Source organism: Paenibacillus uliginis N3/975, from assembly GCF_900177425.1.
Taxonomy (GTDB): domain Bacteria; phylum Bacillota; class Bacilli; order Paenibacillales; family Paenibacillaceae; genus Paenibacillus_AQ; species Paenibacillus_AQ uliginis.
This window is the reverse complement of sequence record NZ_LT840184.1, coordinates 5,670,513-5,683,197: the sequence shown is the minus strand read 5'-3', so window position 1 is coordinate 5,683,197 and position 12,685 is coordinate 5,670,513. Positions and strand designations below refer to the sequence as shown.

At 45.7% G+C, this 12,685-nt stretch carries 14 protein-coding genes; 9 read left to right on the top strand and 5 right to left on the bottom strand.

Annotated elements, in window-relative coordinates:
• Position 1 precedes the first annotated feature (1 nt).
• Positions 2-730 carry an ABC transporter permease gene (locus B9N86_RS26530; protein WP_208916055.1) on the top strand — a complete coding sequence of 243 codons (729 nt, stop codon included), beginning with the start codon at positions 2-4 and terminating at the stop codon, positions 728-730.
• A 107-nt stretch (positions 731-837) separates the two neighbouring features.
• On the opposite strand, the gene B9N86_RS26525 is transcribed toward B9N86_RS26530, so the two are convergent.
• The 3 genes from B9N86_RS26525 to B9N86_RS26515 all read right to left on the bottom strand — a co-directional run bounded on the left by B9N86_RS26525 (position 838) and on the right by B9N86_RS26515 (position 5,643).
• Positions 838-1,755, bottom strand: coding sequence for a DMT family transporter (locus tag B9N86_RS26525; RefSeq protein WP_244562854.1), 918 nt, complete (start codon positions 1,753-1,755; stop codon positions 838-840).
• 311 nt (positions 1,756-2,066) lie between these two features.
• Positions 2,067-3,815 carry an alpha-glycosidase gene (locus tag B9N86_RS26520; RefSeq protein WP_208916053.1) on the bottom strand — a complete coding sequence of 583 codons (1,749 nt, stop codon included), beginning with the start codon at positions 3,813-3,815 and terminating at the stop codon, positions 2,067-2,069.
• Positions 3,816-3,993: 178 nt separating this feature from the next.
• Complete coding sequence (locus B9N86_RS26515; RefSeq protein WP_208916052.1) at positions 3,994-5,643, bottom strand: CoA-disulfide reductase; 1,650 nt, start codon at positions 5,641-5,643, stop codon at positions 3,994-3,996.
• 219 nt (positions 5,644-5,862) lie between these two features.
• On the opposite strand from B9N86_RS26515, the gene B9N86_RS26510 reads away from it, so the two are divergent.
• The 8 genes from B9N86_RS26510 (at position 5,863) to B9N86_RS26475 (ending at position 10,470) form a co-directional block, all read left to right on the top strand.
• Positions 5,863-6,123, top strand: coding sequence for a metal-sensitive transcriptional regulator (locus B9N86_RS26510; RefSeq protein WP_208916051.1), 261 nt, complete (start codon positions 5,863-5,865; stop codon positions 6,121-6,123).
• A 93-nt stretch (positions 6,124-6,216) separates the two neighbouring features.
• Positions 6,217-6,444 carry a sulfurtransferase TusA family protein gene (locus B9N86_RS26505; RefSeq protein WP_208916050.1) on the top strand — a complete coding sequence of 76 codons (228 nt, stop codon included), beginning with the start codon at positions 6,217-6,219 and terminating at the stop codon, positions 6,442-6,444.
• A gap of 64 nt (positions 6,445-6,508) precedes the next feature.
• Positions 6,509-6,994, top strand: a complete 486-nt coding sequence (locus B9N86_RS26500; RefSeq protein ID WP_208916049.1) for a DsrE/DsrF/DrsH-like family protein — start codon at positions 6,509-6,511, stop codon at positions 6,992-6,994.
• A 48-nt stretch (positions 6,995-7,042) separates the two neighbouring features.
• Complete coding sequence (locus B9N86_RS26495; protein ID WP_208916048.1) at positions 7,043-7,402, top strand: rhodanese-like domain-containing protein; 360 nt, start codon at positions 7,043-7,045, stop codon at positions 7,400-7,402.
• 28 nt (positions 7,403-7,430) lie between these two features.
• Entirely contained in the window at positions 7,431-7,727 is a 297-nt protein-coding gene (locus tag B9N86_RS26490; RefSeq protein WP_208916047.1) for a rhodanese-like domain-containing protein, read from the top strand.
• Positions 7,728-7,866: 139 nt separating this feature from the next.
• Positions 7,867-8,442, top strand: a complete 576-nt coding sequence (locus B9N86_RS26485) for a sulfurtransferase TusA family protein (RefSeq protein ID WP_208916046.1) — start codon at positions 7,867-7,869, stop codon at positions 8,440-8,442.
• A gap of 37 nt (positions 8,443-8,479) precedes the next feature.
• The gene (locus B9N86_RS26480) at positions 8,480-9,607 is read left to right on the top strand and encodes an MBL fold metallo-hydrolase (RefSeq protein WP_208920810.1); all 1,128 of its coding nucleotides are present in this window, start codon (positions 8,480-8,482) and stop codon (positions 9,605-9,607) included.
• An 86-nt stretch (positions 9,608-9,693) separates the two neighbouring features.
• Positions 9,694-10,470: a sulfite exporter TauE/SafE family protein gene (locus B9N86_RS26475; protein ID WP_208920808.1), complete on the top strand. Its 777-nt coding sequence runs from the start codon at positions 9,694-9,696 to the stop codon at positions 10,468-10,470.
• Positions 10,471-10,556: 86 nt separating this feature from the next.
• Here B9N86_RS26475 and B9N86_RS26470 read toward each other — a convergent pair whose 3' ends face one another.
• Together B9N86_RS26470 and B9N86_RS26465 are read right to left on the bottom strand one after the other, a co-directional pair.
• The gene (locus tag B9N86_RS26470; protein ID WP_208916045.1) at positions 10,557-11,048 is read right to left on the bottom strand and encodes a cytochrome c biogenesis protein CcdC; all 492 of its coding nucleotides are present in this window, start codon (positions 11,046-11,048) and stop codon (positions 10,557-10,559) included.
• Between the two features lie 145 nt (positions 11,049-11,193).
• Positions 11,194-11,904, bottom strand: coding sequence for an MBL fold metallo-hydrolase (locus tag B9N86_RS26465; protein ID WP_208916044.1), 711 nt, complete (start codon positions 11,902-11,904; stop codon positions 11,194-11,196).
• Positions 11,905-12,685 lie beyond the last annotated feature (781 nt).

The window sequence follows — 12,685 nt, the reverse complement described above, 5'->3', positions numbered from 1 at the left end:
TATGGCATCCTACTTTCGAGCTTTATCTTCCGAATGGTTGAAATTGTCCAGCCCTGTCATATGGCTCCAGATCATTCTGAGCCCGGCGCTTGCTCTTCTGATCGGAATTACCCAAGGAAATTCCTTGATGCCATGGCACGTTTTAGTTGCCTTGATGGCCAGTATGCATGCTCTGCTGTTTCTTCCGATCCTGACCGGGATGCTGGGCGCCATGGTCTGTCGATATGAGCATTCTGGTGGCGGCTGGAAGCAGCTACTTGTCATGCCGATTTCACGCGGAGCCGTATATTTCGCTAAGTTTTCCATCGTTGGTCTTATACTGGCTGCTACACAGCTGCTGTTTCTGGGGGCTGTTCTTGTCACAGGATTGTTCCACGGCATTAAGGAGCCCTTACCATGGGACATGATAGCGACAAGCTTGCTTGGCGGCTGGGCAGCCTGCCTGCCTTTGGCGGCACTTCAGTTGGCTGTATCCACAGCCTGGAGCAGCTTTGCAGCACCGCTAGCACTGAATGTTGTATTCACGATTCCGAATATTCTCGTGGCGAACTCGGCAACATACGCCCCGTACTATCCATGGGCACAGCCGCTGCTAGCAATGATGCCATCTGGTGAAGAAGGATTCGGAGCTTTTTCGGTACCTTTTCAAACGTTAATGCCTGTCGTAATTGGTGGGTTTCTGCTCTTCTTTATCGCAGGCTTTATCTACTTCCAGCGCAAGGAAGTGTAGAGGGTGATGGTTTGGTTTCCGTCGTTCAGATAACGAAAAGGGGGTGTCCCAAAAGGTCTATTGACCTGGGACACCCCCTTTTTTAATCATATGCAGCGTTACAACGGTTAAGCATCATAAGAGACTACATCTCTATCTCTGATAGGCTTCGCAGTTTTCTTACCTTGATAATTAACGAAGAAAATACTGACTACAATCAGAATCAAGCCGACAAGCAGCGTGTACGTAAACGGCTCATTCATAAACACCGTTCCCGTCAGTACTGCGATCAGTGGGACAAGAAATGTAAAGGATGCGACCTTGCTCGCATCACCTGCATTAATCAGCTTGTAGTAAATGACAAAAGCAACCGGAATTCCGAAGGTAGCACCAAAACCGAGACCGAGCAGGTAATCGGCGTTCCAGATAATGCTGGACCAGCTCTCAACTACGGTTCCGATGCTTGTCAGTATACCTCCTCCAATGACGAACTGCAGGGCAACCATCCACATGGAGTCAACATGGGAACTTTCCTTTTTGACATAGATGACGCCAAGCGCCCAGCTTACAGCTGACAACAGAGCCAGAAAGACACCGAAGAAGGAGATGTTGCCTGTTAAGCCGTCGGAGCTTACCGATAGGATGCCGACGAAGCCGATAATAAGACCTAGAACTTTGACGATTGACATTTTCTCCCCGAGCCACAACCAGGCAAATAGCCCAATAAGTACGGGTTGGAAATATACTAAGACGGAGAAGAGGCCGCCCGGCAAATACAGCAGCCCTACCGTTTGAATGCCGTAGAAACAGGCCGCATTGAGCAAGGCTGATATAATGTATCGATGCCAATTCTGGCGCCATTTGATCTTTCTCCAGCTTGGCAGCAAAATTAAGGCTAACAGCAGGCCTCCAAGCAGAGAACGCATGCCGGCAAAAAGAAGCGGCGGTGTACTGGTCAGTGCCATCTTATAAATGGACCAGGACAAGCCCCAGATCAAGACAAGGCATGCAATGGATAAAGCAGTCTTTGGTACAACCTTTTTCAAGTGGAGTGAACCCCTTTCATAATTTGGCTGGAACTCATCCACCACGATATGTTTAAATCGATTTTGGCCAGAGTCTATACCTGATGTCATGACACATAAATAACTTTTCGGTATCATTACTTAGGTGAATTCCAATGCATAATGAGTGACCATTATATCACTTCGAAGATATGAATGTTATGGATATATTTATCCAACGCAGCTTATGGACTCTTATGTACAGATATAAAAAGGGAAGCCCATATTTAACGTGCTTAATATGTGCTTCCCTTAATTATTTATGGAGTTTAGTTTAGTGATTAGTAGTTATATTATCGAGCAGCCTTAAGCAGTGCAAACCCGTAAGCCGGCAGCTTAACCGTAAGCTGTCCCTTCACGGCCTGGATGGAATCTCCGTTCCAGAGGTTACTCCATTCCTGCTCAAGGACTGGTACTGTAATCGACTGGGCAGCTTTATCATTGTTCATGAGCACAACGATACTTTCGTTGTCGTCTTCGCGCAAGTAACCCAGTTTTCCACCTTGATTCTCTGCAGTCAGGAAGTTAAACGTTCCGGTGCGGAGAGCGGTATGCTCTTTACGCAATTTGATGATTGTCTGATAGAAGGTGAACAGTTCTTTGTCCTGCTTGTCTTCATTCCATTCCATACACTTGCGGCAGCCCGGATCGTGCCCGCCATCCATGCCGATTTCATCACCATAGTAGATGCAAGGGGTTCCGGAGTATGTGAATTGGAACAGTGATGCGAGTTTCATCAGACGCTTGTCGCCATTCGCAAGTGTTAGCAATCGTGCCGTATCGTGGCTGTCTAGCAGGTTGAAGGCCACTTCACTGGCCTGGCGTGGATATCCTGCCAGCTGCTTGCCGAGCATAAAGGAGAATTTCTCAGCATCCACTGTGCGGTTAATGAAGAAATCAAGCACCGCGTTGGTAAACGGATAGTTCATGACCGCATCGAACTGGTCGCCTTCCAGCCAGATGGAGGATTCATGCCACACTTCACCAAGAATATAAGCATCGGGGTTCGCTTTTTTTACGACCTGACGGAACTCACGCCAGAATTGGTGGCCAACCTCGTTCGCTACATCGAGACGCCATCCGTCGATGCCCGTTTCTTTGATCCAATATTCCGCCATTTTTAACAAATATTGTTTCACTTCCGGATTTTCCGTATTCAGCTTCGGCATAAGAGGCTCGAACGCAAAAGTGTCGTATGTCGGAATTCCATCAACTACCTCAAGCGGAAGGGAGCGGACATAGAACCAGTCTTTATATTTGGATTTCTCGCCGTTCTTTTGAACATCCACAAATGGAGCAAAAGTTCTGCCGGAGTGGTTAAATACAGCATCCAAAACAACACGAATTCCACGTTCATGACATAAATCCACAAGCTCTTTCAGTGTATCCTTGTCACCAAACTGCGGATCAATTTCCATGTAATCCTCAGTATCGTACTTGTGATTCGTAGTAGCAGTGAACAGCGGTGTGAAATAAATAGCGTTGATGCCAAGCTCGATTAGATGGTCCAGGTGGTCGATGACACCTTGAATATCTCCGCCGAAGAAGTTGCTTGGTGTCGGGTCTGTGCTGCCCCATGGCAGAGTGCCTTTAGGATCGTTGCTCGGATCGCCGTTCGCAAAACGTTCAGGGAAAATCTGATAGAACACAGCATCCTTTACCCAATCTGGCGTTGTAAACACATCCACCGGATTGATGAACGGATATTCAAACAGGCGGTCTGGATTGGCTGGTTGCTCCTCAAGGAAACCATACTCCGTCATCCAGCGTTTCTCGCGGCCGCTCTGGAGCAGGAAGCCGTATTTCAGGCGGCGGTATGGCGGCTGGGCTTCACACTCCCAATAGTCAAACATCTCATCCGAAGACAGCTTGGACATCGGTATGTATTCCATCGTTTGATCCCACAAATATTTATCTCCGGTCAAAGCGTAAATTTCGGTGATGTCGTCTTTTTTCGTGCGAATGCGAAGATGAATCGTGCGGCCATCATAAGCATAAGACCAGTTTTTGCGCGGACGATGATAAATAGCTTCTAAGAACATGAAGAAGTCCTCCTTTAAATTAAAAAAAGGTACACCCAGGACTAAGTATTAGCCGAGGTTGTACCTTTTAAAAGATAACATTGCCTTTAAATTATAAGTTTAATAAAAATATACCATGGGTCTTTGCGGGAAACAAGTGAATGAATGATGACGTACGAACACGCGCCGATAAATATTCTTACTGCCGGAACACGGAAGAGTAGGTTTTCCAACCGCCATCGAGATTTTTCACGCTGAATCCATTTTCGGCCAAAATGCGGGATGCCAGATATCCGCGAAGTCCGACTTGGCAAGATACGTACAACGTTTCATCCTTCGGAAGTTCCTCCAGACGACTGCGAAGATCGTTCAGCGGAATATTGATGGAACCTTCAATATAGCCAGCTTTACATTCCCCGGGCTCGCGGACATCGATCAGGGTTCCACCGCGCTTTATCAACTCATCGATTTCATGCCACTGCACAGTTTCAACACTGCCCTCCATCATATTCGATGCCACGTAACCTGCGTAATTAACCGGATCTTTGGCGGAAGAATAAGGAGGGGCATAGGACAGCTCCAGTTCAGTCAGATCATATACGTCCAGCTTACCTTTGATTGCTGTGGCAATTACATCAATCCGCTTGTCGACACCGTCTTGTCCAACCGCTTGCGCTCCGTAAATTTGTCCGTTATCCGGATTGAAGAGCAGTTTCAAAGAGATGGGATAGGCTCCAGGGTAATAGCTTGCATGAGAGCTTGGATGAATATGAATAGCCCGGTAAGGCATATTGAGCTGTTTGAGTCTTTTTTCATTACTGCCGGTAGCGGCCACGGTCAGATCAAACACTTTAGCAATAGAAGTGCCAAGCGTTCCTTTATAAGATACGTTTTTTCCGTAAATATGATCTGCCACCATGCGGCCTTGTCGGTTTGCAGGGCCAGCCAACGGAATCATTGCCGGACTCTGGTGAATATAATCGGATACCTCCACTGCGTCACCGATGGCATAGATGTTCTCGTCACTGGTCTGCATATGTTCATTTACTTTAATGCCGCCGCGCTCACCTACATCTAGCCCTGCATCGATTGCCAGCCCATTCTCGGGGCGAACACCGATGGACAGAATGATCATATCCGTAGACACTTTCGTTCCACTGGATAGCTCAATCGTTTTACCGTGATCAGCCAGCGCTTGAACACCATCTTCAAGAATGAGGGTAACCCCTTTTTCCTTCAGGTGAGTATGAACTATAGAAGCCATTTCATAATCGAGAGGTGCCATCACCTGGTTAGCCATCTCGATAATTGTTACCTTGACGCCGCGATCAGCCAAGTTTTCTGCCATTTCCAGGCCGATAAATCCGCCCCCAACCACGACGGCTTGAGCCGGTCTCCGCATGTCCACAAATTGCTTGATCCGATCTGTGTCTGGAATATTGCGAAGGGTGAAGACGTCCTCAGCCTCATCCAGCCCCGGAATGTTCGGTACGATCGGCTTGGATCCGGGAGACAAAATCAGATGATCATAGCTTTCCTTGGTAGTTTCGCCAGTGGTCAGATTTTTGATGGATACCGTCTTTTCCTCGCGCTGAATAGACACCACCTCGCTGAGGTTTCGTATGTCGAGATTGAATCTTTTACTCATACCCTCTACGGTCTGTACCATTAGCTTGCCGCGTTCTTTAATACTCTCTCCGATATAGTAAGGAAGCCCGCAGTTGGCAAAAGAAATATGCTCTCCGCGCTCAACCATGACAATGGTTGAACCCTCATCCAATCTGCGCAGCCGGGCTGCGGCAGATGCTCCACCCGCAACGCCGCCGACAATAACGATCTTTTTACCCATTATGAATTCCTCCAGTTATGTTTGTGATAATACCCTTGGGGGTATAATAACATATACGGCAAAAAAAGAAAGTGACAAATATATAAACGCTTATAAATTTTTATGGAAGACATTCCAGTCTTGACTTAATACCCTTAGGGGTATACATTATGGACATGTGTTATATAATGAAATTAAGGGCATGACAATATATAATCGAGTGGACAGGAGGGAAACGCGTTGGATTACAATGATCAAATGAAAAATCGGGTAAAGCGCATTGAAGGACAGCTTCGCGGTATTTTGAAAATGATGGAAGAGGACAAGGATTGCAAGGAAGTAATCACCCAGCTCTCTGCCGCACGGACAGCGATTGACCGGACCATCGGTGTCGTTGTCAGCTCGAACCTTGTGGAATGTGTACGTACTGCGGAAGAGAACGGCCACAATACTGAGGAGCTTGTGCTCCAGGCAGTGAACTTGTTGGTAAAAAGCCGCTAATAACGGAAGGGTTGACACCCCTTTCTGTATATTTTATTATACCCCTATGGGTAATTAGAAAGATGATTTTTAACCTTAAAGGAGGAATTTGTGATGAATGCAAATAAAGTACTGGATGCTAAGGGATTAGCTTGTCCGATGCCGATCGTCAAGACCAAGAAAGCGATGAACGATCTGGAAGTGGGACAGGTGCTTGAGATTCACAGCACGGATCAAGGCGCGAAGAATGATTTGGCTGCATGGGCTAAATCAAGCGGGAACGAACTGCTGGATCATAAGGAAGACAATGGCGTTCTGAAGTTCTGGATTAAGAAAGGCTAAATTTTTTTGAATATTTGTATACCCCATGGGGTAATGAGAAATTTAAAAAGGGGGAATCAATAACGTGACAGATCAGAAAAGAACAACCATTGTGCTGTTTAGCGGTGATTATGATAAAGCAATGGCTGCATATATTATCGCCAACGGTGCGGCGGCTTACGATCATGAGGTGACCATTTTTCATACCTTCTGGGGACTGAATGCACTTCGTAAAGACGAAGATGTGATGGTGCCGGTGAAAAAAGGATTCATGGAAAAAATGTTCGGGAAGATGATGCCGAGAGGAGCCAACAAAATGGGTCTCTCTAAGATGAATTTTGCCGGCATGGGTCCTAAGATGATTAAAGATGTTATTAAGAAACACAACGCCGTTCCACTTCCACAGCTGATTGAACTGGCACAGGAGCAGGATGTGAAGTTGGTAGCCTGCACGATGACCATGGATTTGCTTGGATTGCAGAAGGAAGAGCTGCTTGAATACATTGAGTACGCGGGTGTTGCTGCTTATCTGTCGGATGCCCAAGACGGCAATGTGAACTTGTTTATCTGAATTTACGGGGATTAATTCTCCTAAAATATAAAGAGAGGAATTTCAAATATGGAATATCTCAATATCATCATAATCGCACTTATTGTCTTATTTCTGATCCAGCGCATGCTGCCTGCAAAGGGAATCCGGCAGATCACTACAGCGGAATTAAAAAATGAATTAATGGACAAAAACAAGCAGTTTATTGATGTTCGAACGCTGGGAGAATTCAACGGGAACCATATTAGAGGGTTCAAGAACATTCCTTTGCAGCAGCTTGCCCAGAAGAGCGGAGAGCTCTCGCGGGACCGTGAGGTTGTTGTCATCTGTCAAAGCGGAATGCGAAGCAATAAAGCGAGTAAACTTTTGAAGAAATCCGGTTTTGGAAAAGTAACCAATGTTAAGGGCGGCATGAGTGCCTGGTCATAGACAAAAATAATTATTGGAGGCCTTTTTAATGAAGGAGATAACACCTGCCGAGGTAGAGAAGCTGTTGGACGAAGGCAAAAGCCTAAACATTATCGATGTACGCGAAACCGAAGAAGTGGAAGAAGGTAAAATTCCGGGGGCGATCAATATTCCGCTTGGATTGGTAGAATACTGCAAGCAAGACCTGGATAAATCCAAAGAATATATTATAGTATGCCTTTCCGGCGGCAGAAGCGGCCGTGCAACCGAGTATCTTCAAAGTCAAGGTTACAACGTAACTAACATGACTGGCGGGATGGTAGCGTGGGAAGGAAAGACAGAATAACGCTGGGAAACAGAATGAGATATGATGCTAAAACTTTGTATGTGACGGGTATCGATTTATTAACGGTGCGTTAAAGCGCCATTTTTTTTGAATGATAATATACCCCGGGTGGTATATAAAATGCAGGAGGTATTCATACATGAAATCTATTGATTCCAACGTGATGTTAGATGCAAAAGGTTTGGCATGCCCTATGCCGATCGTACGAACGAAGAAAGCGATGAAAGATCTTGAAGGAGGTCAAGTGCTGGAGGTAGAGGCGACGGATAAAGGATCCAAGGCAGATATGAAAGCATGGGCGGAAAGCACCGGCCATCAATACCTCGGCACCATTGAAGAAGGAGATGTGCTGAAGCATTACTTACGTAAATCTTCCGGTGAGGAAACGGCTGAACGCTCATACCCTCATGTGACGGACAATACCCAGCTGGAGCAGAAACTCCAGGCAGGTGAGCCGGTCATACTTCTGGACGTAAGAGAGTCTGCAGAATATGCATTCAAACACATTCCAAATGCCATCTCCATTCCTTTGGGAGATTTAGATAACCGTCTTGAAGAGCTGAACAAACAGGATGAGATCTATGTCGTATGCCGTACCGGAACCCGTAGTGACATGGCTGCACAGAAGCTCGCGGCCAGTGGATTTGATCGGGTGATCAATGTAGTGCCTGGAATGAGCGGCTGGACTGGAACAACGACGAGCAGCAACGATTAAATAACCAAACAACCAAGGATAGAGGAGGCAATACATGATGTCAGTCATCGAAATGCACGCAAAAGAAGTAGCTGAGAAGGCAATTCGCAAAGATAACTTTTTCATATTGGACGTTCGAAATAAGACAGACTTTGAAGATTGGAAAATCGAAGGCGAGAATATCGAATATCTGAATATTCCTTATTTTGATCTGCTCGATGGTGTAGAGGATATTCTGGATCAGATTCCGGCAGATAAGGAAGTAATCGTAGTATGTGCGAAGGAAGGCTCCTCTGTAATGGTTGCAGAGATGCTGACAGAGCACGGCCGTACGGTCGGGTACTTGAAAGGTGGGATGAAGGCATGGAGTGAGCATCTTATGCCTGTGAAAGTCGGGGATCTGAAAGACGGTGGTGAGCTGTATCAGTTCGTCCGCATCGGTAAAGGGTGCTTGTCCTATATGGCGATCTCGAACGGCGAAGCCGCGTTATTCGATGCGACCCGCATGACGGACGTTTATATCGATTTTGCCAAGAGTGTAAATGCAGAGATCAAACACGTGTTTGATACTCACCTTCATGCAGACCATATTTCCGGTGGACGGATCATTGCTGAGAAGACCAACGCCATTTACTGGCTCCCTCCAAAAGATGCCGGAGAGGTTGTATTTCAATACCAGTCGCTGGAAAACGGTGATGAAATCGTGATCGGAAGCACCAAGATTAACATTGAGGCGCTTTACTCTCCTGGACATACGATCGGCTCCACATCGTTTGTGATCGACGATCAGTATCTGCTTACAGGCGATAGCCTGTTCATTGATTCCATCGGACGACCGGATCTTGCGGGCCTTGCGGAGGACTGGGTGGGCGATCTGCGCGAAACGCTTTATGCCCGTTATAAAGAGCTATCAGATGAACTCATCGTACTGCCGGCTCATTTTATGATCATGGAAGAACTGAACGATGATGGCACCGTGGCGAAAAAGCTGGATGAGCTGTATGCATCGAATCATGGCCTGAACATTGCGGATGAAGAAGAGTTCAGAACGATGGTGACGAAAAACCTTCCGCCGCAGCCGAACGCTTATCAGGAAATTCGTCAAACCAATATGGGTAAAATCAATCCGGACGAAGATAAGCAGCGTGAAATGGAAATTGGACCGAACCGTTGCGCGGTTCGATAGAAAAAAAAGGGAACCGATTCGGTTCCCTTTTTTAAAGACATCAATAGATAAAGTGTTATTGAAGAAGGAGGATAAATGATATGGATATGAGTTTTGCATATATAATAACCATTTTCTCAATCGGATTTATTGGCTCTTACATTTCAGGCATGGTAGGCATCGGCGGCTCCATAATCAAATATCCGATGCTTCTGTATATTCCACCGTTGTTTGGATTGGCTGCATTTACCGCTCACGAGGTATCCGGAATCAGTGCCGTGCAGGTGCTGTTCGCAACGATAAGCGGTGTGTGGGCTTACCGTAAAGGCGGATACTTGAACCGAACGCTCATTATATACATGGGTGCTGCGATTCTGGTCGGCAGCTTTATCGGCGGATTTGGTTCCAAGTCGATGAGTGAAGGTGGCATCAACATCATTTACGGAATTTTGGCGCTGATCGCCGCTGTGATGATGTTCATCCCGAAAAAAGGCGTTGACGATATCCCGCTGGATCAGGTGGAATTCAATAAATGGCTTGCCGCTGTACTGGCCTTGATCGTAGGTATCGGAGCCGGTATTGTGGGTGCGGCTGGTGCGTTCCTGCTGGTGCCGATCATGCTTGTCGTATTAAAAATTCCTACCAGAATGACCATTGCATCCTCGCTTGCTATCACGTTTATTTCTTCGATTGGTTCCACGGTCGGGAAGGTTACGACCGGACAGGTTGAATATTTCCCCGCTCTTATTATGGTTATTGCCAGCTTGATCGCTTCCCCGCTTGGCGCTTCTACCGGTAAGAAGGTTAATACAAAAGTGCTGCAGATTATTTTGGCTGTTCTGATACTGGCTACGGCCATCAAGATTTGGATTGATATATTGTAATTCAATCATGTGAAATAAAAAAAGGCTGTCCGGATACATACCCGGATAGCCTTTTTTTACTTGATATTTCAATGAATCGGTTGTGATTACACCATCGGTTCAGGACGAGTAATCTGATGATATTGGCGGTACATAGAAAGACGCCAATGGGTAATCATGCCGTAGGCAAGCAGAAAGAACAGTGCAGCTGTCTGCGGAATGGAAATATGCTCTTCAATATATCCGTGGAGCAGCAGGCGTACAGTAAGCAGTCCGAGCAGAATGTATACAAAGCTACGGGACCGTTGAATGAAGATCTGACCGTCCACCTTCTCGAATTTCGTTCCGCGAATGAGCGGGTATGAGAAGATAAACCATCCGACAAGAAACGCTAGAATCCCCCACAGAATCGGGATTCTAACTTGTGGCTCGACAAACATCAAGAATCCTGTTGTCATGCCCAGCGGCGGAATAATAATCTTTTTAATAGTAACAGGACGATTGCTTGCTTTCATCCGAATAAAGATAACTGCGAGCGCCATGACCAGCATTCCAATCGTGGAGCCTATTTTAAGAATTGGGGAATTCAGATCAATCACAATTGAATACCTCTTTCCATCAAAAATGTCACACTTCATGCCCATTAATTATAGCACAGAACGATGAAGGAAAGAATTCAGTATAATAGCATATTAATCTTCTGAAATGTGTCATTCGGTCAAAAATATTACCGGATAATGACGTTTACTTGCTAAACGCGTTTTCCGCTTGTTGAATTGCCCGGTTCATAGAGGCAAAAGGATCCGTCAGTAGAGAGCCATGGCCGCAGCCGAGTAGGGTGGGCTGAAGTGCTGCCAGTTTTTTGGCACTTTTTAAGGCAGTCTCTTTATGCCAGGTAGCCATGGCCGGAAATGGAAATAACCAACGTTTATCTCCGGATACAGCGAGTCCCGCACGGGTCTGCCACGCATCTCCTGCAATGAGGAATCCGCTGCGTTTATCGATAAAAGACATATGACCGGGAGTATGACCGGGTGTGGATATAGCTTGCAGAGAGCCAACCATATCACCATCTTCAAGCAGCCGGTCGGGTGTGGCTGTAATGCCTTTCGGTATTCCGCCTCGAATCGGCGTCTGTGGCTCGCCTGGTTCTAACTCCGTGTTGCCTGTCAGCAGTACGGCATCCCGGCGGGAGATGAGCACTTCCGCTTGGGGGAGTGTCTGTTTTAAACCGTCCAGTGAACCGATATGGTCGCCATGGGCATGGGTAAGCAAGATCCGCTTGATGGGTTTGCCCGCTGAGGCGGCAGCCTCTAAAATCCCCTTTTGACAAAATGACATACCGGTATCAATCAAGGTAAATCCGTCATTTTCCTCCACTAGGTATACATTTATAGGAAACAGCCGCGGCATGAACGATAATTGTATGACTTTACCTTTAATATTTTTTTTCATTCGAATTCACTCTCCAATGAACTAATGTTATTTATATATTAACTAATACCATTAGTTTATGCAAGGAGTTTATTTCTATTTTTACTTTCTTACGTATATAAATTGATCAAATGATAAAAAAATTAATATTTCTTCCAAATTTTGAGTGCATTTTTGTGAACTTTGAGTTACCATAATGTTATGAATACGGAAAAAAATGTAGATAATTGACCAACGACACAGAAGAAAGTGAGGCTGTGCTAATGGATCTGTACAAGCGTATTACGATATTTTTGATTATGTATACAATCTCAGCATACTTATTGTACATAGCGGGGAAGAATACTCCCTACTTGCTCCCCATTATCTGGTTTGCGGCTCTTATTTTGCTCATATGCGGTCTTTGCTACATTTTCTATCATTATGTATTCCGCAACAAAAGAAGACGAAGTCGTTGATTGTCATATCACTAGAGCTAACTGTCCTTAGGGACAGTTTTTTTGTGTTTGCTGAGAAATTGTATTATTTCCAGGGAAATTCGTCATTTCGTGACGTTTTATGAAGAATAGCCCCTTTTACCTAGTCGTATTTTACTATATGATATGGAGGAAAATATTACATGTTCACGGAAACGGATCGTTTACGGCGTTCTAATGGGGGAGAACAAGTTGTATTGTCATGCATGTGGTGCAAAAAATTCATCAAGTCAGCTCAAATGCTCATCATGCGGTGAGGTGTTGGTTCATACTCGGACCGCTTCAACTGCGCGCGCAGGTTCTGCTTCATCCAAGGAAATAGAAGG